Source organism: Agrobacterium sp. 10T429, from assembly GCF_056393925.1.
In genome coordinates this window covers 50,785-76,377 of the sequence record NZ_JBFTGV010000012.1, presented here as the reverse complement: position 1 = coordinate 76,377, position 25,593 = coordinate 50,785, and the positions used below count along the sequence as shown (strand labels likewise).

Below are 25,593 nucleotides of genomic sequence, written 5' to 3'. Positions count from 1 at the left end.
CTTGTGCCGGACCACACAGGAGATAGGACAATGGCCGACTTCATTCCTCCCGCCCACAACACTGCATCACCCTTTGCCGACATGCGCGGTCATCACGTTGCCGTCCGCACGCCGGACCTCGAAACCGCAAAGCGCTGGTATGTCGAGAAACTCGACTTCCGTGTCGTTGCCGAATGGGACTACGCCGACGAACAATTGGCCTATCTCGCACCCGCGACTGACGACCATTTCTATGTGGAAATCCTGGGTGGCGGCGATCCGGCGCCGGCGGAGGTCCGCCCTTATACCGATCTCGGCGATAGCCTCAAATATGCCGGCTACCACCATTTCTGCCTGAATGTCGCAAGCGTCGACGCCACTGTCGAGGAATTGCGGGCGCGCGGCGTCACCATCGTGACCGAGCCGTTCGAGCTTTTGGCAATCAGCCGCCGCCTCGCCTTCTTCTGCGATCCCTTCGGCAATCTGATCGAGCTGGCGGAAGTCCTGCCGTGACCCTTTCTCACCCGGCTGGCCGTCACGGCATCGCGATGGCCAGCACATCAGGAGAATATCCCATGACGAACTCCATCATGATTATCGGCGCCGGCCCCGGCATCGGGCAGGCTGTTGCGGAGAAATTCGGGCGGGAAGGCTGGCATGTCGTGCTCACCGCTCGCAATGCCGATCGTCTCACCGGTCTGTCCAGAACCCTTTCCGGGCAAGGTCTCCACGTCTCGACTTTGCAAGCTGATGCGACCGACCCGATCGCACTGCGCAAGGCGGTCGCCGAGGGCGACCGCATGTCCGGCGGGCTGACGGCGGTCCTTTTCAATGCCGCGTTCGTGCGTGAACAGGATCTGTTCAGCATGCGCGACGATGAGGTCACGGACGACCTCGCCACCAATGTCGCTGCCGGCCTTCACACGATCCGGGCATCCGTTGAGTTGTTCGGTGCCCGCGGCGGTACGATTCTGGTTACAGGTGGCGGCCTCGCCGTCTCACCCCATGCCGGCTATGCCAGTCTCGGCCTTGGCAAGGCGGCCCTTAGAAATGTCGTCGAAGGTCTGGCCGGCCCTCTCGCCGAACGCGGCATCCGCATCGCGGTGGCGACAATCGCCACACTCGTCGGCCCCGGATCGACAGAGGCGAGAGAGGCAGCCGACACAATCTGGACGCTGGCGACGGACCCGACCGCAGGGTGGGAAGCCGTTTACCCCGCAGACGCCTTCAAGGGAGACTGACATGACCGAAACATTGACTTTGATTGCCAGGCTGACGGCCAAGCCGGACTGTGCCGCGACGCTTGGCGAAGCGTTGCAGGCTCTGGTCTTACCGACCCGCGCCGAGGGGGGATCGATCGACTATCACCTGCACCGCGACAACCATGATCCCAGCGTCTGGATTCTCTATGAGAACTGGCGATCGCGCGCTGATCTCGATGCGCATTTTGAGCAGCCCTACACCAAAGCCGTCATGGCGCGCTTTCCGGAGCTGCTGGCCCGCGACATGGAATTGACATTCTGCACCATGACATCGCCGCGCCCTTGAGCCCTCGGCCCAACGCTTTCCCCATCAATCCAGCATCAAGGAACACCCTCATGAAAATCTGGTTCATCACCGGCGCCTCGCGCGGCTTTGGCGCCCTCGTCACCACACGCGCTCTTGCACAGGGCGACGCCGTCGTCGCCACCGCCCGTAATCCGAAGGCGATCACCGAGCGGTTCGGCGAACACCCCAACCTGCTTCCGGTCGTCCTCGACGTGACCGACGACAAACAGGCGAGCGCAGCCGTGAAGGCAGCGATCGAGCGCTTCGGCCGCATCGATATCCTGCTCAACAATGCTGGGTTCGGATTGATGGGTGCCGTCGAAGAAGCAACCGTGGCTGAGGTCGAGGCTGTATACCGCACCAACGTCTTTGGTCTCCTCAACGTGACCCGCGCCGTTCTGCCCTTCATGCGCCGGGCTCGTTCCGGCCGCATCCTGAATATCTCGTCGATCGGCGGCTATCGCGGCGCAGCAGGTTTCGGGGTCTACTCCTCGACGAAATTTGCCGTCGAGGGGCTGAGCGAAGCCCTGCATGACGAACTGGCGCCGCTTGGCATCCGTGTCACCGTCATCGAGCCGGGTTATTTCCGCACGGATTTCCTCGACGGTTCGTCCTTGTCGGTGAGCGGCAATATCATTGGCGACTACGAAGCGACCGCTGGCAAGGTCCGCACGATAGCGGCCGGACTCAGCCACAACCAGCCGGGCAACCCTCAAAAACTGGCAGAGGTCCTGATCGCCTTCGCTGACGCCCCCAATCCGCCGGTCCGCCTCCCGCTCGGTAGTGATACCGTCGCAGCGATCGAAAAGAAGCATGCACAGGACAACGCCATTCTCTCCGAATGGCGCACCGTCTCGGTCTCGACCGACTTCCCCGTTGACTCATAACGACGTGGGTCTGATTAATTTCATCCGATGGGAGGTCGCTTTCAGGCCTCCCATTGAAAGGATACGAACCGTCTGAGCGCGAGCGCCGTCGTCGCGACGCTGAACAGCATCATCGCGCGTACGATAATAATGATCACACGGGTAGGCCTGGCGCAACATGCAAACCTCCAGCCGGTGTTGGGTCGGGTCAGCAGGTGGACGGGCACGCCGATTGTCGCCACCGGGATCGGCATGATGCTGATCCTCATCTTCTCAACCGCCATACCGCCGTAGGGGCCGGCGAACTGACCTCGTGAGACACACTGGCTCCGTTTGCAACTGTAAATTTGGTGCTGATCTGCATCAAGTGGCTAGAGCTTGTCTCGCCTGCCGAGGTCTTAGTCTGCCCCAACTGCATATCCTATGCTGTCCTTGCAGCGAGCCTCATGATCTTGGTGGTGGACGGTCTTCCCTTGTCTTGACGTCGATCAAGTCCCGCATGAGGTCAGATGATACGGTGTCTCTCGTGTTCCTCCAAGAGGGTCACATGAGGGAGGACTTGTGATGCTTGAATACAGAATCTTGGCACGGCGGATTGATCCCAGCGAGAGCGTGGCGCGCACAGAGAATGCAGATATCAGGCTTGCTACCGGACTGACCGGCCCGGTCGACGCCTTCAATCCGGCCGAACTGTTGCTGGCGTCGATTGCAGCCTGCATGATCAAGGGGATCGAGCGCGTCCTGCCCCTCCTCGATTTCTCTCTCGATGGTGTCGAAGTGATGCTTCATGCCGTCCGGCAGGATGATCTGCCGCGTATCGTCTCCATCGACTACGAACTCTTGGTCGGTACCGAGGAGAGCGAACAGCGGCTCGAACTCCTGCACAAGAACGTCCGCAAATACGGTACGATCTCCAACACCATCGCTCTCGCAGCTCGCCTTGATGGCGTCATCCGGAGGGCCTTATGAGGAGCCTTCACAGCGAAACGCATCTCGTTTCCCGGATAGGATGGCTGCGAGCGGCCGTTCTCGGCGCCAATGACGGCATCGTGTCGACCGCAAGCCTGATCGTCGGGGTGGCAGCCTCTGCGGCGGGGAGTTCCGAGATTCTGATCGCCGGCATCGCAGGACTTGTGGCAGGGGCCATGTCGATGGCGGCGGGCGAATATGTCTCGGTAAGCTCCCAGGCGGACACCGAGCAGGCCGATCTCAACCGCGAACGACTGGAGCTTGAGAGCCAACCCAATCTGGAGCGAGAAGAATTGGCGCAACTTTATGCCAGACGCGGTGTCGATATCGATCTGGCCAGAAGGGTGGCCGAGCAGTTGATGCAGAAGGATGCGCTTGAGGCGCATGCCCGCGAAGAACTCGGCATCTCCGAGATCACCACTGCGAGACCGATCGTGGCTGCCCTGACATCGGCGCTGACCTTTGCTGTCGGTGCCACGATGCCGCTCGCAATGGTGTGGCTGGCGCCGGCAGACCAACTTGTCTGGCTCGTCTCGGCTGCTTCGCTGTTGTTTCTCGCGCTGCTTGGAGCCATCGGCGCCAAGGCTGGCGGGGCAGACGTGATGAAAGCCACAATCCGGGTCACCTTCTGGGGTGCCTTTGCCATGGCGCTGACGGCAGGCATTGGCGCGCTGGTGGGCACCGCCGTCTAGGAGGTGCGCGACCCTCAGAGGATATACTCCGGTGTGGGTCCAACACCGGCAACAAGATCGGCATGCGCCGGTCGCCAGGGAGTGAGATCATGGCCTATACACTCGATAAGACAATCAAAGGCATGCCATTTGACGCTGTGGTCGCAGCCACGAGGGAGGCCCTGTCGACCAAAGGATTCGGTGTGCTAACCGAAATCGATGTGCGAGCGACAATGAAGAAGAAGCTCGACGTCGATATAGCTGACTATCTCATTCTCGGCGCCTGCAATCCGATGATGGCGCTTGAGGCGATGAAGATGGAGCCCAGGGTCGGCGCCATGCTGCCCTGCAATGTGATCGTGCGATCGCTGGAGGAAGGGACCATCATGGTCAGCGCCATCGATCCCGTCGCCTCGATGCAAGCGATCGACAATCCCCACCTCAAGACGGTCGCTGGCCAGGTGAGGTGTCTGCTGCAAGACGCCGTCGCCGCGATCTGAGGCATTGGTTCCCCTGCACTGTCGCAGGCTGCCTGAGCGGGTCTTGATTGCGCCCGGCTTGTGGCGGTGTCTCCGATTTCGCGCTCAGGTCTCCAGGGCACGCCAGATGTTGCGGATGATTGCACAGCGTGGCTTGTCTTCTGCCGCCAAACGCAGCTCGGCCTGGAGGTCCTGGCTCGTTTTGTGTGAGACAAATGACCAGTCCCCAAACGATCCGAACGATCACCAGCGCAACAACGAGGTCAGGGTAGAATCCCAAATGGCCAAAAGCTGTTTCGATCGCGTTTGCAAAAAAATGGCCGGCGGTCGCCACGACTATCCCCCAGACCAAAGCACTGACCAGATTGATAGTGAAAAAACCAAAGGGGGACACACCGGAAAGACGGGTGATGACAGCACTTACCATCCGAAAGCCGAATATGAAACGGAATGAAAAGATGAGAGCGTCAGGGTGAGCGACCAAAAGTGCCTTCACTTGCTCGGCGTGAGGCGCATGCATTGCTCGGTTCCCGAATGGAAACGATTGGCGTAACGACCAGCATAAAACAGGGTCTGGTAACCTATCCACGAACCGCAACTGCAGCGGCCGCAACTTCCTAATAAGGCATCATGCCTTGACATTGCACTTGATAAGGACGCTGCGCTCATTTGGGAAAAGCTAATGGCGCAAGGAAAGGCAGTGGGCAGCCCGCGAAGCGGGTTGGACACAATCGTGGCTGCCATTGCTCAATCCAATAGCTGCTTGTTCACCAATAATGAGCGAGATTTTTACATGATCGAAACCATCAATCCTCGTCGAGGAAAGGCACGCTGAAAGACTTGGGAGATCTAGTGCCTCGAGTTCGCTTCCTCAGAACAGCTCAACTCATTGAACAGCCTTCCTTTTGGATCGACCGCGACGCAGCCTACCAAATGCTTCTCGTCGCCGAACTTGCAATTGCGCTACCCATAACCGCCACCGTCCGGTCTCTTGCCCAGATAATTCTTATTCCGAAATGAAATACCCGGTCTCGAATATAATCGGGATATCCGTTTCGCGCGCGCGGAGCCTGGCAAAATATTGCCGCTTGCTTCCTCCCCATTTGATAACTTATGTTGGCAATGTTCTCAGGGCGGGGTGTAATTCCCCACCGGCGGTATCGGGATATTCCCGGAGCCCGCGAGCGCTTCCGGTCTCCAAAGCCGGAAGGTCAGCAGATCCGGTGAGAGGCCGGAGCCGACGGTATAGTCCGGATGGAAGAGGACAAGGCAAAAGACGCCCGCATGCAGCGGGCTTCGCATTGCATTGTTCGCCCAAGGGATATTTGGCGCTTCTTGAAGCGCGAAAATGCCGCAAAACGGCATAACCCTTGAAAGGCTTGAAAGAAAATGACCATTGCTAAAATTGAAGACGCAATCGAAGCCATATCCCGTGGCGAGATGGTAATTGTCGTTGACGACGAAGACCGCGAAAACGAAGGCGATATCATCGCCGCGTCCGACAGCATAACCCCGCAGCAGATCGCATTCATGATGAACCATGCGCGCGGGCTGATCTGCGTCGCCATGCCGGGAGAGCGCCTCGACGCGCTCGACATTCCGCTGATGGTGTCGCGCAATACCGAATCCCTTAAGACAGCCTTCACCGTCTCCGTGGACTATATTCCCGGCACCACGACAGGCATTTCCGCTGCCGACCGGGCAAAGACCGTGCGTGCGCTGGTGTCGGAAGGCTCGCGTCCCGAAGACTTCGCCCGCCCCGGCCATATCTTCCCGCTACGCGCCAACCCTGAAGGCGTGCTCGGCCGCACCGGCCACACGGAAGCCGCCGTCGATCTGTGCCGCCTGGCCGGCAAGTACCCCTGCGGCACCATCTGCGAAGTCGCCAATGACGACGGCACCATGGCCCGCCTGCCCCAGCTCGAAATCTTCGCCGAACGCCACGGTCTGCTCGTCGTGACGATCAAGGACCTCGTTGCCTATCTGAAGGGCGAGGTTGTCGAGGAAGTGGCGCAGAAGCAGGTTGCCTAGTCTTCACGCGCCTGTGCGGTGAATAAAAAACGCCCGGCGAAAGCCGGGCGTAAAATCAAAAGGCAGACCACCTTACCTCTTGCACGTGGTCATCAATTCGGGCGGCGCTGCCGCGCAAACCCTACCAGCAGCAGAACCCGCCATCTACCAAAAGGTCCACGCCCGTCACGAAGCTCGCCGCATCTGACAGCAGGAAGATTGCCGGGCCGACCATTTCATCGACGCCCGCCATGCGCTGCATCGGGGTCTGCTCTTCGAACAGTTTCGTCTGGTGCACCATTTCCGGCCGCGTGTTCATCGGCGTCGCGGTGTAACCCGGCGAGATGGTGTTGACGCGGATGCCGCGCCCCACCCATTCCATCGCCATGGATTTGGACATGTGGATGACGCCAGCCTTCGATGCATTGTAGTGGCACTGCATCAGGCCGCGATTGACGATGACGCCGGACATGGAGGCAATGTTGACGATTGCGCCGCGACCGTTCTTCAGCATGGCATTGGCTTGCGCCTGGCAGGAGAGGAACACACCCTTCAGGTTGATGTCCATCATCGTCTGGAACTGGCTTTCCTCCATTTCCTCGGCAGGATTGGCGTTGGCGATGCCGGCGGCATTGACGGCAAGCGAGAGAGCACCGAGTTCGGCCTGCGTGCGTGCTACCGCTTCGCTCAGCGCCTGCTTGCTGGTAACATCGGCGGCGATCTGGATCGACTTGCGACCAGCCCTGGCAATGAAATCGGCCGTCTGCGCCAGGCCGTCATCGGTGCGGCGGTCAAGCAGCGCGACATCGGCACCGGACTGGGCAAGCCCCATGGCGATCCGCTGGCCGATGCCGGAACCGGCACCGGTGACGAACGCCACCTGGCCGGAAAGATCGAAAAGTTTCGGCGCGTTGAGCGTGATGGTGGACATCTCTATTTCCTTCTTCAGATGGTTGCCAGTTCCATGACCGAGACGTCGTTGGCCTCGTCGCGATTGAGGATTCCGGCCTGTTTTCCCTGTGCAAGAACGAGGATACGGTTTGAAACGCCCAGCACCTCTTCGAGATCGGAACTGACGACGATGACGGCAACGCCGCTTTTGGCCAGACCGACGATAATATCGTAAATGCCAGCCCGCGCGCCGACATCGATGCCGCGCGTCGGCTCGTCCAGCACAACCACGCGCGGGTTACGTGCAAGCCATTTGGCGATGACGACCTTCTGCTGGTTGCCGCCGGAGAGATCCGAGGCAGGCTGTTCGCTGCGGCCCTTCACGCCGAATTTGGCAATTGCCTCCTTCGTAAAACCACGCTTGATGCTAGGCGTTATCCAGCCGGTGCCGACACGGTCGAGATTGGCGTAGATCAGGTTCTCACCGATCTCATGCTCGACAACCAGCCCTTGAAGCTTGCGGTCTTCCGGCACCATGACGATGCCCTTCGCAATCGCATCCGCCGGGCTTTTCAGCGTCAGCACCTGTCCATCGAGCAAAACCTCGCCCGCACTGGTCGGATCGGCACCGGAAATGGCACGCACCAGTTCGGTACGCCCCGCGCCGATCAGCCCGGCAATTCCAAGAATTTCGCCTGCACGGACGCCGAAACTGATGTCGCGGAAAGAATTGCCCGTGCCAGTCAGCCCCTTGACCTCCAGCACCGTTTTTTCCTGCGGTTCGGGCAGCGCCGGGAACAGGCGTTCCAACGACCGGCCAACCATGCTTTCGACGATGGTGCGCACCGGTGTCGCGCTGTCTTCAAATTCATGCACCCGCTCACCGTCGCGCAGCACGACGATGCGGTCGGTGATCTGCTTGATCTCTTCCATGCGGTGGGAAATATAGATGATGCCTACGCCCTCTGCGCGCAGCTTGCGAACCTGCTCGAACAGGGCCTGGGTTTCCGCACCGCCAAGGGCCGCCGTCGGCTCGTCGAGGATCAGCAGCTTGGCATCGAGCGCCAGCGCCTTGGCGATTTCGATCAGCTGCTGGTTCGCGGTCGAAAGGCCCGAAACCTTGCGGGTTGCAGGAATATGCAGATTGAGCCGCGCCAGCTGCTGCTGCGCCCTTCGCACCATTTCGGCGCGGTCGACGATGCCGTTCTTCATCGGCCAGCGGCCGATAAAGACGTTTTCAGCGATGGAGAGCTCCGGCAGAAGCTTCAGCTCCTGATGGATGAGTACAATGCCCTTGTCTATCGCCTCACGCGGCGAAGCGGGTGTATAGGGCTGGCCAAGCCAGGTCATCTTTCCTTCGGACGGCTCGCGGGAACCGGCGATGATGCCTGACAGGGTGGACTTGCCCGCCCCGTTTTCACCCAGCAACGCCACGACTTCACCCGGATAGACGTCGAGATCGACGCTTTTCAGAACCTCGAGCGGGCCGTAACGTTTGCTGATGCCACGGAGCGAAAGAACCGGCTCGCGCATGACGGGACCTCCTGGGAAACACGCGTGGCAGCGATGCGCCACGGCTTTGCGTCCGAATTGCCTGAAAACGAACAGATGACGCCCCCGCGCATCCGGATGGAGTGCGCGGGGGCGGATGCATCAGGGATGATTGGCAATGAAGCCGTCGACGTTTTCCTTCGTCGTCAGCGTCGCCTCGGAGAGTTGCACGGCCGGAACCTTCTCGCCGCCGACGATCTTGACGGCCATCTCGACAGCCGTGCGGCCCATCTTCTGGGTCTGCTGCGTCGCTGTCACGTCAAAGACGCCGTTCTTCAGCGCCTCAAGCGCTGCCGTGTCGCCATCGAAGCCGCCAACGACGATCTTCTGCGAGGGGTTGGCGACCTTGATCGCCTGTGCCGCGCCGAGCGCCAGACCGTCTGCCTGGGCAAAGACGATGGAAACATCAGGATTGGCCTGCAGCATGTTCTGCATGATCTGGAAGCCTTCATCCTGGCTCCACATGTTGGACCACTGTTCGGCAACGATCTTCACGCCGGAATTGGCCTTGACCGATTCCATGCAGCCCTTGGTGCGGTCGACTTCCGGTGTCGTTCCCTTCTGGCCATGAATGATGACCATCTTGCCCGAGCCGCTTGCCTGCTTGATGATGTAGTCGCAGACCGACTTGGCGGAAGCGACGGAATCGGTGGCGAGGAAGGTATCGCCCGGTGCGCCGTCGGCATTGCGGTCGATGTTGATGACGGGCACACCGGCCGCCTTGGCAAGCTTGACCGGAACGGTCGCCGCAGCGGCACCAGCCGGAATATAGATCAGCGCGTCGATGTTCTGCGTCAGGAGATCCTGGATCTGGTTGACCTGCGTCGGACCGTCGCCCTTGGCATCGACGGTGACAACGGTGATACCGCGCGTCTTGGCTTCGGCTTCGACGGCCTGCTTGATCTGGTTGAAGAAGTTCGCCTGAAGATTGGCAACGGCAAGGCCGATCTTCTTGACTTCGGCGGCGCTGGCCGAACCGAGCGACAGGGCGAGAAGGGTGGCGGATGTCAGCAGAATGCGTGAAAATTTCATGATTATTCCTCCATTTGTTGATTTTTGACCTTCGGGCAGATCAAACCTCCTCCCCTTCGGCCGCTTTTCACGCCTCCCATACCGGGAGGGTCGTCTATTGCGCGGACGGCTCATCGCCCTCCGCAGGCAAATTCAGCTTCTGCGCCGGCGCAATGTTTCAGCGCCCACGGCCAGCACGATAACCACACCGATGATGACCTGTTGCAGAAAGGGAGAAACATTGAGCAGGTTGAGGCCGTTGCGCAGCACACCGATGATGAGCACGCCGATCAGCGTTCCGCCGATGCCGCCGGCACCGCCCGAAAGCGAGGTCCCGCCGATGACGACAGCCGCAATCGTATCCAGCTCGTAGCCAAAACCGCTGGAGGGCTGCACCGAGTCGAGACGGGCTGCAAGAACGATACCCGCAAGACCGGCAAGAACCGCACAGGCAACATAGACGCAGATCGTCACCAGGGCGACGTTGATGCCGGCAAGTCGCGCCACTTCCGGGTTGCCGCCAACCGCATAGACGGTGCGGCCTTCGGAGCGGAAGCGCAGGAAAAGAAACGATACCAGAACAACGACCAGCATCAGCAGCACGGTCGCCGTCAGCACGCCGAAATGGCGGTCGATGGCCAGCATCATGAACCAGTCAGGAAAACCGACGATCTGCTGACCGTCCGTGATCATATTGGCAAGGCCGCGCGCCACCGACATCATTGCAAGCGTCGCGATGAAGGCCGGAACCCGGAAGGCGGTGACGAGAACGCCGACGACAAGGCCGCAGGCTGCGGATGCGATGAGCGCCAGCATGATGGCCATGCCCATGGGCATGCCCGCGACATTGGCTGTCCAGCCCATGATCATCATAGACAGCGCCAGCACCGAACCGACGGACAGATCGATGCCGCCGAGCAGAATGACGAAGGTCATGCCAACGGCCATGATGCCGAGCACGGTGATCTGGTCGAGGATGTTGAGACCGTTTCGAAGCGACAGAAAATTTTCGCTGGTGAAGGTCAGGAAGACACACAGCAGCAGCAGGCCCAAAAGAGGTCCGGTCGCACCGCTTAGCCAGGCAAGCGGGCTTCTGGTGTGCGTAACCCCCTCATTGCGTTCAAGCACGGACATGGCTCCTCCAAGTGGCTATCTTGCATTTTTTAAACCGATTAGAATAATTATTCATGCTCGGTGAAACATGCATAAGCCAGTTGAGAGAAACTTGTCAATAGGCTTGGAGGGCGGGACGGGCCTTGCGGGTGATGGGATGGCTTCACACCTGCGCCTCTCATCCCGTTCCGGTGCGCATCGCGGGAATCCTGCGCAAGCGCGCCTGCGTGGCAAGGAGAGCCCTTTCAGCCAAAGGACTTAGGCTGAGCAGGTTCCTTTTACGGACCGAGGAATGAGGCGGGGAGGCGGGGAGGCGCGCTTCATCATTGGTGAAAATGAAGCGGCAGAAATAATCGGCACGGATTGAAACAGGACAATTCACAATTCCGGCTTGACAGAAACGCCACGTCTGCAATTATATAAACAGCTGTATAAATATTCACACGCATGTTTTGAAGAGGATCCCATGCAGCCCACAGAGCTAGAGCGCATTGCGCGCCAGATTCGCCTTCGCGACGTCCAGGCTGTTTTCGAAGCGGGTGCCGGCCATATCGGCGGAGAAATGTCGGCGATCGACATCATGACCGCCCTTTATTTCCGCGTATTGCGCATCTGGCCGGACGAACCGAAGAACCCTGCCCGCGACCGTTTCGTGCTGTCGAAAGGCCACACCGCCTGCGCGCTTTATGTGACGCTCGCCAAACGTGGCTTTATCCCGGAAGAGGAAATCTCGACCTTCCTGCAACCCAATTCCCGCCTCAATGGCCACCCCAACTGTAACAAGGTACCTGGGGTCGAGACCAATACCGGCCCGCTTGGCCACGGGCTTCCAGTTGCCGTCGGAATGGCCAAGGCGGCCAAGCTTTCGGGAGCGGATTACCATACCTATGTCATGACCGGCGATGGCGAGATGCAGGAGGGCTCCAACTGGGAAGCCATCATGTCCGCCGCGCAGTTCGAGCTTAACAATCTGACGCTTATCATCGACCATAACCGTTTCCAGCAGGGTGCTGCGATCTCGGAAACCAACGACGTCGCGCCGCTTCGCCCGAAGCTTGAAGCATTCGGCTGGGAGGTGAGCGAAATCAACGGCAACGCGATGGAAGAGATCGTCCCGGCGCTCGAACATCGAGGCAAGCGCCCGCATTGCATCGTTGCGCACACCAATAAGGGTCACGGCATTTCGTTCATGCAGGACCGCGTCGACTGGCACCACAAGGTTCCAAGCAAGGAACAATACGAAATTGCCGTCAAAGAACTTTCGGAGGCATTGTAATGAACGCGCCCGTAACCGCCGCCAAACTCTATGATTGCCGCGACGCCTTCGCCGAAACGCTGGAAGCGCTGGCCGCTGCAAACGACAGGGTCGTGGCCGTCTGCAACGATTCAGTCGGCTCCTCGAAGCTCGGCGGCTTCAAGTCGAAATTCCCCGAGCGCCTCGTCAATGTCGGCATTGCCGAACAGAACATGGTGGGCGTCGGCGCCGGCCTTGCCAATGGCGGCCAGCTTCCCTTCGTCTGCGGCGCATCCTGTTTTCTGACCGGTCGCGCGCTGGAACAGATCAAGGCAGACCTCGCCTATTCCAACGCCAATGTGAAGCTCATCGGCATCTCCTCGGGCATGGCCTATGGCGAACTGGGTCCGACACATCACTCGATCGAGGATTTCGCCTGGACCCGCGTTCTGCCGAACCTGCCGGTCATTGCCCCCTGCGACCGCATCGAAACGGCCGCCGCCGTCAAATGGGCTGCGGACTATGCCGGGCCCTGCTTCCTTCGCCTGTCGCGCGTCGGCGTGCCGGACCTTCTGCCTGATGGCCACGTCTTTGAACTCGGCCGCGCCAACCTGCTGCGCGAAGGTTCCGACATAACGCTGATCGCCAATGGCACGCTGACACACCGCATCGTCAAGGCCGCCGATATTCTGGCCGGTCGTGGCATCAAGGCGCGTGTGCTTAACATGGCAACCGTGCGCCCGATCGACGAGGCGGCCATCATTGCCGCAGCGAAGGAAACCGGCGCAATCCTGACGGCTGAAGAACATTCGATCTTCGGCGGTCTCGGCTCTGCCATCGCCGAAGTTGTTGTCGATCACGCCCCCGTGCCGATGAAGCGCCTCGGCGTTCCGGGCGTCTTTGCCCATACCGGCTCGGCAGAATGGCTGCTCGATGAGTTTGGCATGGCACCCGCGGCCATCGCGGAGGCTGCAGCAGCGCTGCTCAAGAGAAAGTAAGTCTCCTCCCAGGGTCGTCGCGTGTCTTCGGATGCGCGGCGACACCCTTTGCAATATCGTCGTTTAATCACCGCAAGGCTGAAACGAAAAAACTGCCGACGAAAGAACTCAAGTGATGCGCGCCATTCTGTCCATCGATCAGGGCACCACCAATTCCAAGGCCATTCTCGTTTCTGAAACAGGAGAATTGCTGGCGCGCGGTTCATCGCCGGTCGGCATCACCTATCCGCAGCCCGGCTGGGTGGAGCAGGATCCGAACCGTATCTGGGCCTCGGTGCGCGAAGCGATTTCCGCCTGCCTGTCTTCGGCACACTCTGCCGTCAGCATTGAAGCCATCGCCATTTCCAACCAGCGCGAATCGGTGACGATCTGGGACGGTGAAACCGGCGAGCCGCTCGGCCCGGTCTTGAGCTGGCAATGCCGTCGCACCGCGCAGGAATGCATCGATCTCATCGGCAAGGGCCATTCCGAACGTGTCATGGCGCTGACCGGCCTGCCTATTGACCCGATGTTTCCCGGCGCCAAGATGCGCTGGCTGTTGGAGCGTGCACCGAAGGGCCGCAGCCTTCGCCTCGGCACCATCGATAGCTGGCTCATCCACTGCCTGACCGGCGGCAAGGTGCATGCCTGCGACGCCTCCAACGCGGCCCGAAGCCAGGTGCTCGATCTCAACCGGCAGGTGTGGAGCGAAGAGCTTTGTGACCTTTTTGGCATCGACATCAACGCCCTGCCCGACCCGCGCGACAGCAGCGGCGACTTCGGCGTGACATCAGGTGTTCCCGGCATCAAGGACGGCACGCCTATTCTGGCTGCCGTCGGCGACAGCCACGCCGCCCTATTCGGCCACGGCGCCTTCAATCCCGGTGACGGCAAGGTGACGTTCGGCACCGGCTCATCGGTGATGACGACCCTGCCGGATTTCATCGCGCCAGAGCGCGGCATCACCACGACAGTTGCCTGGAGGATTAACGGCAAGCCGACTTTCGCCTTCGAGGGCAATATTCTTGTGTCTGCCGCCTCCCTGCCGTGGATGACGGACATTCTCGGCCTGCCAGATGTCGCATCTCTTGTGGAGCTTGCCGCAACCGCTGAACCAGATGGCCCCGGTTTCGTCCCGGCCTTTGTCGGCCTTGGCGCGCCCTATTGGGATTCAGATTGCCGCGCGCTATTTTCGCAGATCAATTTCAGCACAAGTCGCGCGCAGATGGCCCGCGCCGTTACCGATTCCATCGCCTTTCAGGTTTATGACGTCTTCTCGACCATGCGCGCGCAGTCGCCCTCCGGCTTCGGACAGCTGTTCGTGGATGGCGGGCCGAGCCAGAACCGTTTCCTCATGCAATGCGTCGCCGACATGCTGGACCACCCCGTCATCCAGCGTGACGCGCCGGAAGCCTCCGCGCTTGGCGCGGCCTATCTTGCCGGCCTCGCCCTCGGTCTGTGGAGCGATCTCGACGCCATCGCCGCGCTCAACAGTCACGGCAACGCCATCCCGCCTTCGTCCAGTGACGGCAGGCAACGGCTTGCCGTCTGGCGCGACGCGATTGCGCGCTCGACGTTACCTGTGACGTCGGGTAAGGGTGAATAAAAATTCACCCTGGAGGGCTTATGGGCAGGATCAACGAACTTCGGATGATATCCCGCGTGGCGCAGATGTATTTCAGCGAGCACAGGCGGCAGGCGGAGATTGCCGAACATCTCAATCTTTCGCAGGCCACCGTCTCGCGCATGCTGAAGCGTGCCGAAACGGAAGGTATCGTGCGCACCAGCATCATTCCGCCGCCCGGTACCTATAGCGATCTTGAAGCACAGCTTCGCGAACGCTTCGACCTGCCGGAAGCCATTGTCGTCGATTGCAGCGAGGATCGCGACGGCGCGATCATGGCCCGCATCGGCGAGGCTGCCGCGCATTTTCTCGAGGTGACGCTGTCGCAAAACGAGATCATCGGCGTTTCCAGCTGGAGCCAGACGATCTTCAAGATGGTGGAAAACATCCATCCGCTGAAGGGCGCCAAAGCGCGTTACATCGTCCAGACGCTGGGCGGCATGGGCGATCCTTCCGTGCAGACGCACGCGACCCAGATCACCACCCGGCTGGCGCGGTTAACGGAGGCCGAACCGAAATTGCTGCCGGTCCCCGGCGTCGCCACCTCTCGCGAGGCCAAGCTTTTGATGCTGGCCGATCCCTTCGTGCGCGAAACCATCGATCTTTTCGGTTCGATCACGCTCGCCATCGTCGGTGTCGGTGCCGTCGAGCCATCGGAGCTTCTTGCCCGCTCGGGCAATATCTTTTCCGCCAAGGAGCTTGCCGATCTCGCACAGGCGGGCGCCGTGGGCGATATTTCGCTCAGGTTTTTCGACAAGGACGGCAAGCCCGTCAAGACACCGCTCGATGACCGGGTCATAGGCCTTCCGCTGGAGAACCTTGCCAATGTCGACCGCGTCATTGCACTCGCCGGCGGCTCGAAAAAGACCGAGGCGATCGCCGGCGCGCTCAGAACCGGCGTGATCGATGTTCTCGTCACCGACAAATTCACCGCCGAACGACTGGTCGGCACATAAACATAGCCGTTATCCCATAAGGAGGAGACATGAGGCGCTTTGAAGGTCAATCCGTATTCGTGACTGGAGGCAACAAGGGCATCGGTTACGGCATCGCCCGCCGTTTTGCCGAGGAAGGCGCGAAAGTCGCCATCGCCTCTGTCGACAAGGACACCAATGATGCCGCCAAAAAGCTGGCGGACGAAACCGGCTCCGTCACCCATGGCGTGATCCTCGATGTGCGGGATGCGGCGGCGGTGCGCGAGGCCTATGGCACAGCCGAAGAGGCAATCGGTCCGCTTTCCATCTCGGTCCAGAACGCCGGCGTCATCACCATTTCGAAGATCGAGGAGCTGACGCAGGAACAGTGGGACTTCAACCTCGATGTCAACACCAAGGGCGCGTTTCTGTGCTGCCAGGAGGCGATCCGCCGCTTCCGCGCAAGTGGCACCAAGGGCCGCCTGGTTAACACCGCCTCCGGCCAGGCCCGTCAGGGTTTTATCTATACCCCCCATTACGCCGCTTCAAAATTCGGCGTCGTAGGCCTGACGCAAAGTCTGGCCAAGGAACTGGCGCCCGAAGGCATCACCGTCAACGCCATTTGCCCCGGCATCATCCACACCGAAATGTGGGATTATAACGATCGAGTCTGGGGCCAGATGCTCGGTGACTATAAGCCCGGCGAACTCATGGCCGAATGGGTGCGCAACATTCCTATGCGCCGCGCAGGAACACCAGCCGAAGTGGCAGCCTTGGTGGCGTTTCTCGCCTCCGAGGATGCGGCCTACATCACCGGCCAGACAATTAATGTCGATGGCGGGCTGATCATGTCGTAGCACTCAACCAATCGATGACGGCATCTGCGTTCTTCTCTGGCGGATGGACCGGGTAAAAGACATGCTTGATAACGCCCGTTTCGATAATCATCGTGAGCCTCTTGAGCAGTGTCAGGCCTCCAGCCTGGAAAGTTGGAAGGCGAAGGGCTGACACCAGAAGGAGTGAATGATCGGAAATCAGAGGAAACGGCAGGTGAAGCCGCTCTGCTGCCTCTCGCTGATACTCCGTGGTCTGCGTAGAAAGGCCAAACAGACGCGTTGCTCCCAATGCCTTCAGTTCAGCGAAATGATCACGGAAGGCACAGGACTGTGGTGTACATCCCCTCGCGCCGGGTATTGCGTCCCATCCGTCAATAGCCTTGCCTCCGGGCGGGCTTGTCCGGGGGTAAGCATAGACCACGGTTAACCCCGGCTCACGCAGATCGACTACCGTGCCATCCGTCGCAACCAAACCAATGCTAGGCAACTCCATCCCGGGTAAATGCCTGGCTGCTCCGTCGTCACGTGGGGTAACTAATTGCTCATCCCCGCCGGGTTCAATCATTGCCACCTCGTTGCTCTTCCTGTCTGTCGACGTTGCGAAGTTAGCCGATTTTCATACTACCGCAATGTCTAGTGCGCAGGTGCAAAGCTGCCGTAGCGATTCGCGCATTCAGCCTTGATGGAATACGAACGCCACACCTTCATTCGATTTGACAAAGTCACTGATTGCCAAGTCTCTGGCCGATAGTATCGTTTTGGAATTTTCGCTGAAGCGATGTTCTGGGGCAACGGCTTCTTTGTCTTGGGATCGCTGCTACCGGGTGGCCACCACTGTCCCCATTTCCACAAGGCAATTGCTGCTCTCGGCAAATACGTCCTGCTGACTGAGACCCACTTTTTTCGGCGATCTTAGCGGCCGTCGTGCTCCCGAGATTTTCGGCGTCTGGGAAGTTGTTCTGTTTGGTGAAAGTCACGAAGACGTCGGTGGCGTTGGAATAAATGTCTTCCAACCGAGACGTTTGGCGCAGACACTCAGCAGAAACAGGGCCGATTTTTAGAGAACAGGCGGTCTTGGCAGCTTTGCGCCAAGAGGCGGACATCCGTCGAAGCTGTCAGGATGATCCGCGCCGTGACCTTATAGCCATTCGTAAGTCTCCCAGCGTTTGTCGCGATGGGCGCGGTGGCGGCGAACGGCTGCCATCCGCAGGTTCAGACTATCAAAAAACTAAACAGTGAGCTCTCTTCGGACGATCTCAGCTCCTGCGCTCAAGGAATTCAGCTTTTCTCTTGCCACACGACGAGACAGGGGGGCCATGCCGCAATTGGTGCAGGGGCAAAGTTTATCTGCGTCGACAAACTTAAGCGCCTTGCGCAGCGTTGCAGCGACTTCCTCCGGGGTTTCGATGGTATCGCTTGCCACATCGATGGCCCCAACCATCACTTTCTTACCTCGAACAAGGTCCAGAAGATCCATGGGGACATGAGAATTGTGGCATTCGAGGGAGATCATACCGATGCCGGATTTCTGCAGCTTGGGGAGAGTTTCCTCATACTGCCGCCATTCTGACCCGAGTGTCTTTTTCCAATCCGTATTGGCCTTTATGCCGTAACCGTAGCAGATATGGACGGCGGTCTCGCACTTCAGCCCTTCAATTGCCCTGTCCAAAGTGGCGACACCCCAGTCATTCACATCGTCAAAGAAAACGTTGAAGGCAGGTTCGTCGAACTGGATGATATCGACGCCGGCAGCCTCCAATTCCTTTGCTTCCTCGTTGAGTATCACGGCAAATTCCCAGGCAAGCTTTTCACGGCTCTTATAATGGCCGTCAAAGAGAGTATCGATCATCGTCATCGGACCCGGCAACGCCCATTTGATGGGTTGTTTGGTCTGCTGGCGCAAAAACTTGGCGTCTTCGACGAACACGGACTTCTGGCGAGACACGGCGCCGACGACTGTCGGGACATTCGCATCGTAGCGATCGCGAATTCTGACTGTCTCGCGTTTTGCAAAATCGACCCCGTCGAGGTGCTCGATGAAAGTCGTGACGAAATGTTGGCGTGTTTGCTCGCCATCACTGACGATGTCGATGCCGGCCTGTTGCTGATCGTCCAGTGAAAGGCGCAGGGCATCTCTCTTGCCTTCCAGTAATTCCTCGCCCTCCAGCTTCCAGGGCGACCACAGTTTTTCGGGCTGCGCAAGCCAGGAGGGTTTCGGCAGGCTGCCAGCGGTCGATGTGGGGAGAAGTTTCTTCACGGTGGGACCTCTTCTAAGTGATGCTCAAGCGGGGCGGTGAGCAAACAATTGCTCAAGGACGGCGCGGTATGGCTTGATGAAGTGTTTTTCGGTGAACTTACCCTGATCCACCGCCAAGCGATTTCGTTCGTCGCGATCGTAAATGACCCGGGTCAGCGAATAGTCCTGGTGCTTCAGGTTGGGCTGGTAAAATGTCCCAGCTGCTGCGTTCGCATTGTAGATTTCGGGGCGATAAATTCTCTGAAACGTTTCCATCGTGCTGATGACGCCGATTAGCTCAATATTGGAGTAGTCGCCCAGCAAGTCCCCAACAAAGTAGAAGGCCAACGGCGCAACGCTGCCTGCAGGCATGAAGTAGCGAACCTGCAATCCCATTTTCCCGAAATACTGGTCGGTGGACGAGAACCCATTCTGCCGGTATTCGACGCCCATCACGGGGTGATGATTTTCGGTCCGGTAATAGGTCTTGCTGGTCGAGGCGCTGATGCAAATGACCGGCGGCTTGCGAAAGTACGAGCGGTAGGCATCCGACCGCAGAAAAGACTTGAACAGGTTTCCATGGAGGTCGCCGAAGTCGGCCGGAATGCTGAAGGCAGGAACGCTCTTGTTATGCTCCGGCAGCACAATGCTGAAGTCGTAGTCTCGCACATAGGAGGAGAAGTTATTCCCCACAATGCCGTCGATACGTTCACTGGTTTTGTGATCGATGATCGTCGTCTTCAGTATCTCGATGAGGGGAAATTTTTCACCTGCGACATCGAAGCTCATGTCGACCGAAATGATCTCCAACTCGACCGAGTATCGGTCCGATTTGGGATTATCCCAGTGCGCGAGGGCGTTGAAGCGGCTGTCGATCATGCGCATGACATTGCGCAGGTTTTCCTGCCGCTTTTCGCCCCTGGCCAGATTGGCGAAATTGGTGGTGATGCGCGTATTTTCTGAAGGACGATAGTCCTCATCGAAGGGTACGCTCGTGATCGTAAAAATGCAGGTCTGAGACATGTTGTGCCCCTATAAAGTTGGGGGCATGGGTCTGCGGACGCATAGCAAGACAGGCCGCGACAATGCAGCCTTTGCTACGGCACACTGGGACACCCCGCCCGTGGACGTTATTTCACCAAAGGCAGGTCTCCTGGCTCACGGATCATCACTTCCGTCCGTCTTCCCGGGGTAAACCAGTGACATATTGGACTTCAGCTCGCCGCTTACAGTTGCGGGGGCAGCGTCGGCTTTTCCGCATGACACGGAGCACCGACTTCCCTCTTAGCCCCGGCACGTTGCGTGCAACGACTGGGGAACCTTAGGCGTGACGACCATATTGTAAGCTACGTCATCGGTCAACATCATATAACGATATCTTTATGTCCTTAAGTCTGCGTTTCCATCGCCGGTTCCGACCGAGTAGCTTGCATTCGGCGCGGCAGTCAACGTTGCGGTTTTACGCTTTTCGCCGCTTTCAGCAGCGTCATGCGTCCCAGTTTTCAATCTCCGGCGCAACGGCCTGGAGCAATATCCTTCTGCTGCCGCCGAGACGGACGATTATCCCTCACAAAGACGAATACAACCGCTCTTTCTAAGAAAAGGGTTCCAGCCTTTCKCTGCAAGGATTGCCCAGGCAGTGGCCCCGACATGCGGCAACCTGAAATATTTGAAGTCGGCAAATGTCGAGGTCGGCCCGATCATCAGCCCGGTCGTCAGTTCGTCCCCGACTGTCGCGTAGATCAGGTTATCGGGAGATATTTGTGCGGCAATGGTGGCAAGCAGCGCCTCGGCCCGGTCGGCATCGCCGACCTGCTGAAACGCCAGCGCGGCCTGGGCCGTACCTTCCAGCCACACACCATCCCGATCGTCGTTAAAATCAAAACCTCCCGCAACCGCATAATGCCGATCAACCCAATGCAGAACACGCCCACTGCGGCCCCGAAACTCCGGCACGGCGAGAATGGGCCAGAGCTCGGAATCTATTCCGGACTGGCTCGAGTTGGGTGTGTCGCTTCCGGGTTGGCTGCCGACGTAAAACCGTCCCTGCTGCTCATTCCACATCGCATCAAGAAATTTGCGTGTTTTGTCCCGCATCGCCTGCCAGGCGCGCGCTCCCTCAATTTCGGCGAGCCAACCCGCAACGGCATATACATCGAGATTATGTTCCGTCGATTTCCACTCGAGTTTGGTCGGTGCAGGCTCATGACCGAATGTGCCACCTGTGTAGCCGATATCACGGACGCCCGCCGTATGCGCATCGATCCAGCGCATGAGTTTGGTCGCTGCCTGCACATAGGACGGATTGCTTAATCGTTCACTGGCAGTGAGAAGCGCAAGTGCCGCCCAGGCCAGGTTGCCCGTTGCGCTGCCCACCTGATAGTCATCCTCGACCCACGTCTTGCTGGCCTCACTCCAAAAACCGGGCAAAAGCATCGCATCATTTTCGTTCGCAACGGGGCCGGAACGGTAGGCGTTGCGCAGGCGGCCATCGCTGTAATAGCGATCGTTGTTGACGGCGAGCAGCAGCGCATCGGCAACCCTTTTTGCTTCGGCGTCGTTGCCACAGGAAAAAAGGGCAATCGTCGCCAAGGCATTGTCATAGGTGAAACCCGCATTTGAAAGAGCGGGATCAAGCGCTTTGCCGCCTGGTGCAGGCTCAAAGCTCCGAAATATGAAGGGGGTGGTGGATTTGTCCATCTTCCCAACGAGACCCGCACACAAGCTCACAGCAAGGCGGTCGCGAACTGATCCGGAACCGGTGCGCCCATCGCCAGCAGCGACCACTCCTGTTGTGAAGCAGGTCATGAGAACTGTCGCGACGATCGATTTGACAGACATGAGTTTTCCGTTTGGTAGGCGCTCTTCCAAACAAGCCCGCCTCTAGCTTGCGGTTTACGTCGAGCACGGTCCCGGGTTTGGCGCGAATTGTCTTAGCTGAAGGCCCTTGCGAGTAACATCTGCATGGACTTCAAGAGGTCGCCCTGTTCCGCGACATTTTCGGGCGCATTGCGGAAAAGCAGCCTCAAGATTGCACGATGCTGGTCGGCAGTGGGGGTGAGAGTGAATTTGCCGGGCGTTTGCGACACCTTCGTTGCATCGATCTGCAGCCAGCCCACATCGGGCACGTACAGGGACTCTGCCTCGGCGTAAGACCGGTTGAAATCCGCCAGGGTCGCGGTTTCGGTCGAAAGCGCCACGATCCGTACCGCCTTCACCTCGCTTGCGCACCGCAATCGGCCTTCGAGATCCACGCCGATCGGCTCTTCCTTGTCGACACGTGGTAACTCAATGCAGCAGATGAGGCTGGTGAAGGCAATCACCATGGCGACCGCCGACCAGATGAGGTTGAGACAATCTCGCGCCGAAAATTCTACAGGGGCGTCCCATGCGTAAACGGCGAGCAGAACTGAAACCGCGGAGGTGACGGTGACGATTGCGAAAAATAGCGCTGTAGGCCCATGAATGCGCACCTGTGACCGGTCACCTCCTTTCTCCGTGACTTTAAAGGGACGTCCGAAGGGTTTGCGCATAGCCTGAAACAAGGTGATGGTGATGGGAACAGCGGTCAGCGCATGCGTCACTTCGGTGAACAGCGGTAGGGTGCGTTTTCCCGATATCCAGGTGGAGTAGGCCCAAAACAAAGCCAGTGACGACAGTCCAAATTTCATGAACATCAGCTCGTCAGCCTGGAGGGCGGAAACGCCTGTGAGCCAGTAGATCGATGGTGCCAGCAACAGGCAGAGGATGAAAGGCTTCGACAGCCAGCAAAACAGCCCGTGCAGATAATGCAGCCTTTGTGTCAGCGTGAACTTGCCGCGCCACAATGGTCCCGTCCGCAGAAGGCCGATCTGAATGGTGCCCAGGCACCACCGCGTGCGTTGTGTGATATATTCTGGCAGGCCCTCAGCCGATAGACCGACACTGAGTTTTTCGTTGAGCCAGCGTGTGACGTAACCTCGCTCCATCAGGCGGTAGGTCAGCAGCATATCTTCGGAAAGTGCATCATGCGGAAACCCGCCGAGCTCGTTGACCGCCGCCCGCCGCACGACAAAACTCGTCCCGACGCAGAAAGCGCAACCGACCGCGTCCTTGGCCGGCTGGAATACATCAAAGAATACACGTTGATCATCGACGAAGGAATTGCGGATGCCGAGGTTGTGTTGGATTGGGTCGCAATTAAAGTAAAATTGCGGTGTCTGCACAACTGCCACCTTGGGATCGGCGAAAAGACCGGTTACGCGACGAAGGAAGTTGGCCTGTGGCGCGAAGTCCGCATCCAGAACCATGATGAAATCGGAAACCTGTGGCAGCGCATTGGTGTGTTCAAGTGCATTGTTCAGATTTCCCGCCTTGGCATGTCTATTGTCCGGGCGCGTCACATAATTGACGCCGACCGTCTCGCAATAGTCCCTCACTTCCGGCCTGCGCGTGTCGTCGCAGACAAAAACACGCAGCTGCGGATATTGCATGGCCTGGGCCGCGATAACCGACTTCTCAAGGACATTCAAAGGTTCGTTGTAGGTGCAGATAAAGACGTCGACGAGTGGCGCATCCGAATTATTTTCAATCGCGGCTTCCCCTCTATCAGCCAAAAAAGACCAGTCCGTCCGCCTCGTCAGGATCAGGATCGAGCCGATGGCGTAAAGAACGGAGATCAGCTCGAAGGTGAAATAAATGTAGTTCCAGGCAGTCTCCAGAGAAAGCTCGAAGGGTGGCAGCGTATCGGTGGCGCGCCAAAATATGTAAAGGCCAAGAGACAGCAGCATAATCGCACTGAAGGCCAACCGGTCCAGGACCCTGCGCGGGTCGGCCAGTATGGTAAACAGGATCGCGCAAAGGGCGATGACAAGATTGACGTAGAGTACCGACTGAACATCGCCATCAGGGCTGAAATACATCGACTTATCCTCATGGTTGGTCAGGCGCGCGGCACGCCGCGCGTGAATGAGGTTGCTTCGAGTGTCTTAAACAGGTGGTGGGTCGCCCTGCGGGTTTGCATCGCACTCCCGCAGGGGCCCGTCCAATCCATGCGGGTGTCAGGATTGGGTGCGCGGTGCCTTTCCGGTGGCATCCGTATTGCCGAAAGGGTGCTGGGTGATGATATCGGGCTGATGTGCCCGGCCAGGCACGTCCGGCCGCTGTTGTGGCCACTCGATACCAGTGTGTGCGGATAGCGTATCACGCGACGTTTCGATCAGTGCCCATGCGGCCTGCCTGACATCCGGCAATTCGCTGACGGAGGTCTTTGCAAACTGGAACAGGCTGGCTGATGCTTCATGCACATAGTTCCGGGTTTTGCCGAGCCACTCGCGCGGCAGGCTCACACTCACCCACGTGCCGACCGAACAGGCGCCGTTCTCGGTCAATTTTTCCTGTGCCCTGCCGTCCATGCGAATATAGGCGTAAAGCTCTCGCCGCTCTGTTGGTGGAAAGGGCACGGCATAATCCAGGTCGACACGTTCGGTAGTACGTGGCACCAGGCGCTCCACCACCCCATCGGATTCTTCCGCCCAGGCATCGGAACTCACCTTCACCCGAGAACCGACGGAAAGCGCCTGTGCCTGACGCTCTGAAAAAATCGCCACGACGAAAGCGTTGCGACAGTCAAGCGCCTCCGCCAGCGTGTCGCCTGCAACCACTTCACGGCCGGTCGCAGCCACGGGCTTGTAGAGCGTTGTGCCCGGTGGAATGGAAAGATCGGCGCGGGTCAGCCTTTCAATACGTGCGCTCTCCGCCGATGCCAGCGTTTCAAGCTCGCTTTTGCGCGTCTGCATGGTGGTCATCTGCATCCGGATCTGCAGCAGATCTGCGGCCCGTGTGCGAATTTCCTGCTGAAGATTTTGCAGAGATTGCAAATCGGAGCCGATATAGATGCCTTGGCGCGCGAAGTTCATTTCCTTGGTGAGTTTGTCAACGGCGACTTTGGCAGCTTGCAGCTTTGTATCTTCAAGTTGTATTGTGTCCGCTATATCTTCTCCGATTCCAGAATACATCCCCTTCGCCATCAGCTTCTGTTTTCGCGTGGCTTCCGCTTTTGCAATTCGGGTCGAATAGGTCACCATCTGCAAGGCTGCATTGGCTGCCTGTAGGTCAGATTCGGTTCTTTGCAGTAACGCCGCCTGCTGACTGGCAAGATCCCTGTTCAAATCGTCGATGCGGCTGGCATAGTCGCCAATAATTCCGTTCTTCTGGCGAAGTTCATTATCGAGTGCTGCCAATTGCACCTTCAGGCCGATGAGCGTGGTATTGTCGACCTTGTCGTTTTCAATAGCAGCCTTACCGTTCTTGTCGGATATCTTTACCACACCGCTGATAGGTGTCGTCAGCGGAATGACTGGTGCATTGATGAGGGCGCGGTTCGTCTGGGATGTGAAGACCGGCGGAAACACAGAAGATGAAAACACCGTGGCGACAACGCCAAGGACAGTATAGGAGGCCAGCTTCACCGACGCACTTTGGCGCACTTCTTTGTCTCTATTGCGGAACAGCATGATATCAACTCCTGTTTTGTTGAACAGCCTTTCCTCCCGCAGTATTAAAATAGTTCACTAAGTTTTTTTGCGACGCAACATCGTTAAGATTGCATTAATAAATTTTTCGATATCGCCTAAATCATAGGCATCTGCCAGCGTTGAAATCGCAAAAACTCGTCCACGAAAAACTACAGAGCTAAATTTCAAT

At 58.6% G+C, this 25,593-nt stretch carries 25 protein-coding genes and 2 riboswitches; of the genes, 14 read left to right on the top strand and 11 right to left on the bottom strand.

Annotated features, from left to right (window positions below):
* The first annotated feature begins 30 nt into the window (after positions 1-30).
* From AC1DCP_RS22565 to AC1DCP_RS22550, 4 genes are all read left to right on the top strand, one after another.
* Positions 31-492, top strand: a complete 462-nt coding sequence (locus tag AC1DCP_RS22565) for a VOC family protein (RefSeq protein WP_013637024.1) — start codon at positions 31-33, stop codon at positions 490-492.
* Between the two features lie 62 nt (positions 493-554).
* Positions 555-1,220 (top strand): SDR family NAD(P)-dependent oxidoreductase, encoded by a 666-nt coding sequence (locus AC1DCP_RS22560; protein WP_013637025.1) that lies wholly within the window; start codon positions 555-557, stop codon positions 1,218-1,220.
* A 1-nt stretch (position 1,221) separates the two neighbouring features.
* Positions 1,222-1,527 (top strand): putative quinol monooxygenase, encoded by a 306-nt coding sequence (locus AC1DCP_RS22555; protein WP_035200823.1) that lies wholly within the window; start codon positions 1,222-1,224, stop codon positions 1,525-1,527.
* Between the two features lie 50 nt (positions 1,528-1,577).
* Positions 1,578-2,414 carry an oxidoreductase gene (locus AC1DCP_RS22550; protein WP_112153453.1) on the top strand — a complete coding sequence of 279 codons (837 nt, stop codon included), beginning with the start codon at positions 1,578-1,580 and terminating at the stop codon, positions 2,412-2,414.
* A 41-nt stretch (positions 2,415-2,455) separates the two neighbouring features.
* On the opposite strand, the gene AC1DCP_RS22545 is transcribed toward AC1DCP_RS22550, so the two are convergent.
* Complete coding sequence (locus tag AC1DCP_RS22545; RefSeq protein ID WP_003517068.1) at positions 2,456-2,662, bottom strand: hypothetical protein; 207 nt, start codon at positions 2,660-2,662, stop codon at positions 2,456-2,458.
* A 295-nt stretch (positions 2,663-2,957) separates the two neighbouring features.
* On the opposite strand from AC1DCP_RS22545, the gene AC1DCP_RS22540 reads away from it, so the two are divergent.
* From AC1DCP_RS22540 to ribB, 5 genes are all read left to right on the top strand, one after another.
* Positions 2,958-3,362: an OsmC family protein gene (locus AC1DCP_RS22540; protein ID WP_476774646.1), complete on the top strand. Its 405-nt coding sequence runs from the start codon at positions 2,958-2,960 to the stop codon at positions 3,360-3,362.
* Positions 3,359-4,054, top strand: a complete 696-nt coding sequence (locus AC1DCP_RS22535; protein ID WP_035200829.1) for a VIT1/CCC1 transporter family protein — start codon at positions 3,359-3,361, stop codon at positions 4,052-4,054. The genes AC1DCP_RS22540 and AC1DCP_RS22535 overlap by 4 nt, the downstream gene beginning before the upstream one ends.
* A gap of 89 nt (positions 4,055-4,143) precedes the next feature.
* Positions 4,144-4,533, top strand: a complete 390-nt coding sequence (locus AC1DCP_RS22530) for a DUF302 domain-containing protein (protein WP_081308459.1) — start codon at positions 4,144-4,146, stop codon at positions 4,531-4,533.
* A gap of 106 nt (positions 4,534-4,639) precedes the next feature.
* On the top strand, positions 4,640-4,966 hold the full coding sequence (locus AC1DCP_RS22525; RefSeq protein ID WP_139104335.1) for a hypothetical protein: 327 nt from the start codon (positions 4,640-4,642) through the stop codon (positions 4,964-4,966).
* A 666-nt stretch (positions 4,967-5,632) separates the two neighbouring features.
* Positions 5,633-5,782: riboswitch (FMN riboswitch) on the top strand.
* Positions 5,783-5,901: 119 nt separating this feature from the next.
* Positions 5,902-6,543 (top strand): 3,4-dihydroxy-2-butanone-4-phosphate synthase, encoded by a 642-nt coding sequence (ribB, locus tag AC1DCP_RS22520; protein ID WP_035200834.1) that lies wholly within the window; start codon positions 5,902-5,904, stop codon positions 6,541-6,543.
* Between the two features lie 121 nt (positions 6,544-6,664).
* Here the strand turns inward: ribB and AC1DCP_RS22515 are convergent, their stop codons facing one another.
* The 4 genes from AC1DCP_RS22515 to AC1DCP_RS22500 all read right to left on the bottom strand — a co-directional run bounded on the left by AC1DCP_RS22515 (position 6,665) and on the right by AC1DCP_RS22500 (position 11,109).
* The gene (locus AC1DCP_RS22515) at positions 6,665-7,453 is read right to left on the bottom strand and encodes an SDR family oxidoreductase (protein ID WP_003517081.1); all 789 of its coding nucleotides are present in this window, start codon (positions 7,451-7,453) and stop codon (positions 6,665-6,667) included.
* Positions 7,454-7,467: 14 nt separating this feature from the next.
* A complete protein-coding gene (locus AC1DCP_RS22510; protein ID WP_035200836.1) occupies positions 7,468-8,946 on the bottom strand; it encodes a sugar ABC transporter ATP-binding protein in 1,479 nt (492 codons plus the stop codon).
* A gap of 120 nt (positions 8,947-9,066) precedes the next feature.
* Positions 9,067-9,996 (bottom strand): sugar ABC transporter substrate-binding protein, encoded by a 930-nt coding sequence (locus AC1DCP_RS22505; RefSeq protein WP_065687620.1) that lies wholly within the window; start codon positions 9,994-9,996, stop codon positions 9,067-9,069.
* A 132-nt stretch (positions 9,997-10,128) separates the two neighbouring features.
* A complete protein-coding gene (locus AC1DCP_RS22500; protein ID WP_003517084.1) occupies positions 10,129-11,109 on the bottom strand; it encodes an ABC transporter permease in 981 nt (326 codons plus the stop codon).
* Between the two features lie 445 nt (positions 11,110-11,554).
* Between AC1DCP_RS22500 and AC1DCP_RS22495 the strand changes: the two genes are divergently transcribed.
* The 5 genes from AC1DCP_RS22495 (at position 11,555) to AC1DCP_RS22475 (ending at position 16,694) form a co-directional block, all read left to right on the top strand.
* Positions 11,555-12,364 carry a transketolase gene (locus AC1DCP_RS22495; RefSeq protein ID WP_065662773.1) on the top strand — a complete coding sequence of 270 codons (810 nt, stop codon included), beginning with the start codon at positions 11,555-11,557 and terminating at the stop codon, positions 12,362-12,364.
* The gene (locus AC1DCP_RS22490) at positions 12,364-13,320 is read left to right on the top strand and encodes a transketolase family protein (RefSeq protein WP_003517089.1); all 957 of its coding nucleotides are present in this window, start codon (positions 12,364-12,366) and stop codon (positions 13,318-13,320) included. Before AC1DCP_RS22495 ends, AC1DCP_RS22490 begins: the two co-directional genes overlap by 1 nt.
* Before the next feature lie 115 nt (positions 13,321-13,435).
* Positions 13,436-14,905 carry an FGGY family carbohydrate kinase gene (locus tag AC1DCP_RS22485; RefSeq protein ID WP_065687619.1) on the top strand — a complete coding sequence of 490 codons (1,470 nt, stop codon included), beginning with the start codon at positions 13,436-13,438 and terminating at the stop codon, positions 14,903-14,905.
* A 20-nt stretch (positions 14,906-14,925) separates the two neighbouring features.
* Positions 14,926-15,879: a sugar-binding transcriptional regulator gene (locus AC1DCP_RS22480; RefSeq protein ID WP_003517093.1), complete on the top strand. Its 954-nt coding sequence runs from the start codon at positions 14,926-14,928 to the stop codon at positions 15,877-15,879.
* 29 nt (positions 15,880-15,908) lie between these two features.
* Positions 15,909-16,694, top strand: a complete 786-nt coding sequence (locus AC1DCP_RS22475) for an SDR family oxidoreductase (protein WP_065687618.1) — start codon at positions 15,909-15,911, stop codon at positions 16,692-16,694.
* Here AC1DCP_RS22475 and AC1DCP_RS22470 read toward each other — a convergent pair.
* The 6 genes from AC1DCP_RS22470 to AC1DCP_RS22445 all read right to left on the bottom strand — a co-directional run bounded on the left by AC1DCP_RS22470 (position 16,684) and on the right by AC1DCP_RS22445 (position 25,403).
* On the bottom strand, positions 16,684-17,238 hold the full coding sequence (locus tag AC1DCP_RS22470; RefSeq protein WP_065687617.1) for a peroxiredoxin: 555 nt from the start codon (positions 17,236-17,238) through the stop codon (positions 16,684-16,686). The genes AC1DCP_RS22475 and AC1DCP_RS22470 overlap by 11 nt on opposite strands.
* 663 nt (positions 17,239-17,901) lie before the next feature.
* Positions 17,902-18,930, bottom strand: coding sequence for a methionine synthase (locus tag AC1DCP_RS22465; protein ID WP_476774645.1), 1,029 nt, complete (start codon positions 18,928-18,930; stop codon positions 17,902-17,904).
* Between the two features lie 24 nt (positions 18,931-18,954).
* Entirely contained in the window at positions 18,955-19,932 is a 978-nt protein-coding gene (locus AC1DCP_RS22460; protein WP_003517106.1) for a DUF1852 domain-containing protein, read from the bottom strand.
* A 103-nt stretch (positions 19,933-20,035) separates the two neighbouring features.
* A riboswitch (cobalamin riboswitch) is annotated at positions 20,036-20,248 on the bottom strand.
* A gap of 221 nt (positions 20,249-20,469) precedes the next feature.
* Positions 20,470-21,750 carry a hypothetical protein gene (locus AC1DCP_RS22455; RefSeq protein ID WP_476774644.1) on the bottom strand — a complete coding sequence of 427 codons (1,281 nt, stop codon included), beginning with the start codon at positions 21,748-21,750 and terminating at the stop codon, positions 20,470-20,472.
* A gap of 92 nt (positions 21,751-21,842) precedes the next feature.
* Complete coding sequence (locus AC1DCP_RS22450) at positions 21,843-23,810, bottom strand: glycosyltransferase family 2 protein (RefSeq protein ID WP_065687614.1); 1,968 nt, start codon at positions 23,808-23,810, stop codon at positions 21,843-21,845.
* A gap of 138 nt (positions 23,811-23,948) precedes the next feature.
* Positions 23,949-25,403 (bottom strand): HlyD family secretion protein, encoded by a 1,455-nt coding sequence (locus tag AC1DCP_RS22445; protein WP_065687613.1) that lies wholly within the window; start codon positions 25,401-25,403, stop codon positions 23,949-23,951.
* Positions 25,404-25,593: the final 190 nt, after the last annotated feature.

Bases quoted from the DNA above. Each gene is read 5' to 3' on its own strand.
- AC1DCP_RS22445 (WP_065687613.1), bottom strand. From the start codon at position 25,403: ATGCTGTTCCGCAATAGAGACAAAGAAGTGCGCCAAAGTGCGTCGGTG.
- AC1DCP_RS22525 (WP_139104335.1), top strand. From the start codon at position 4,640: ATGTTGCGGATGATTGCACAGCGTGGCTTGTCTTCTGCCGCCAAACGC.
- AC1DCP_RS22480 (WP_003517093.1), top strand. From the start codon at position 14,926: ATGGGCAGGATCAACGAACTTCGGATGATATCCCGCGTGGCGCAGATG.
- AC1DCP_RS22515 (WP_003517081.1), bottom strand. From the start codon at position 7,453: ATGTCCACCATCACGCTCAACGCGCCGAAACTTTTCGATCTTTCCGGC.
- AC1DCP_RS22490 (WP_003517089.1), top strand. From the start codon at position 12,364: ATGAACGCGCCCGTAACCGCCGCCAAACTCTATGATTGCCGCGACGCC.
- AC1DCP_RS22565 (WP_013637024.1), top strand. From the start codon at position 31: ATGGCCGACTTCATTCCTCCCGCCCACAACACTGCATCACCCTTTGCC.
- AC1DCP_RS22450 (WP_065687614.1), bottom strand. From the start codon at position 23,810: ATGTATTTCAGCCCTGATGGCGATGTTCAGTCGGTACTCTACGTCAAT.
- AC1DCP_RS22510 (WP_035200836.1), bottom strand. From the start codon at position 8,946: ATGCGCGAGCCGGTTCTTTCGCTCCGTGGCATCAGCAAACGTTACGGC.
- AC1DCP_RS22535 (WP_035200829.1), top strand. From the start codon at position 3,359: ATGAGGAGCCTTCACAGCGAAACGCATCTCGTTTCCCGGATAGGATGG.
- ribB (WP_035200834.1), top strand. From the start codon at position 5,902: ATGACCATTGCTAAAATTGAAGACGCAATCGAAGCCATATCCCGTGGC.
- AC1DCP_RS22530 (WP_081308459.1), top strand. From the start codon at position 4,144: ATGGCCTATACACTCGATAAGACAATCAAAGGCATGCCATTTGACGCT.
- AC1DCP_RS22540 (WP_476774646.1), top strand. From the start codon at position 2,958: ATGCTTGAATACAGAATCTTGGCACGGCGGATTGATCCCAGCGAGAGC.
- AC1DCP_RS22470 (WP_065687617.1), bottom strand. From the start codon at position 17,238: ATGATTGAACCCGGCGGGGATGAGCAATTAGTTACCCCACGTGACGAC.
- AC1DCP_RS22550 (WP_112153453.1), top strand. From the start codon at position 1,578: ATGAAAATCTGGTTCATCACCGGCGCCTCGCGCGGCTTTGGCGCCCTC.
- AC1DCP_RS22555 (WP_035200823.1), top strand. From the start codon at position 1,222: ATGACCGAAACATTGACTTTGATTGCCAGGCTGACGGCCAAGCCGGAC.
- AC1DCP_RS22500 (WP_003517084.1), bottom strand. From the start codon at position 11,109: ATGTCCGTGCTTGAACGCAATGAGGGGGTTACGCACACCAGAAGCCCG.
- AC1DCP_RS22485 (WP_065687619.1), top strand. From the start codon at position 13,436: ATGCGCGCCATTCTGTCCATCGATCAGGGCACCACCAATTCCAAGGCC.
- AC1DCP_RS22560 (WP_013637025.1), top strand. From the start codon at position 555: ATGACGAACTCCATCATGATTATCGGCGCCGGCCCCGGCATCGGGCAG.
- AC1DCP_RS22475 (WP_065687618.1), top strand. From the start codon at position 15,909: ATGAGGCGCTTTGAAGGTCAATCCGTATTCGTGACTGGAGGCAACAAG.
- AC1DCP_RS22545 (WP_003517068.1), bottom strand. From the start codon at position 2,662: ATGAGGATCAGCATCATGCCGATCCCGGTGGCGACAATCGGCGTGCCC.
- AC1DCP_RS22505 (WP_065687620.1), bottom strand. From the start codon at position 9,996: ATGAAATTTTCACGCATTCTGCTGACATCCGCCACCCTTCTCGCCCTG.
- AC1DCP_RS22460 (WP_003517106.1), bottom strand. From the start codon at position 19,932: ATGTCTCAGACCTGCATTTTTACGATCACGAGCGTACCCTTCGATGAG.
- AC1DCP_RS22495 (WP_065662773.1), top strand. From the start codon at position 11,555: ATGCAGCCCACAGAGCTAGAGCGCATTGCGCGCCAGATTCGCCTTCGC.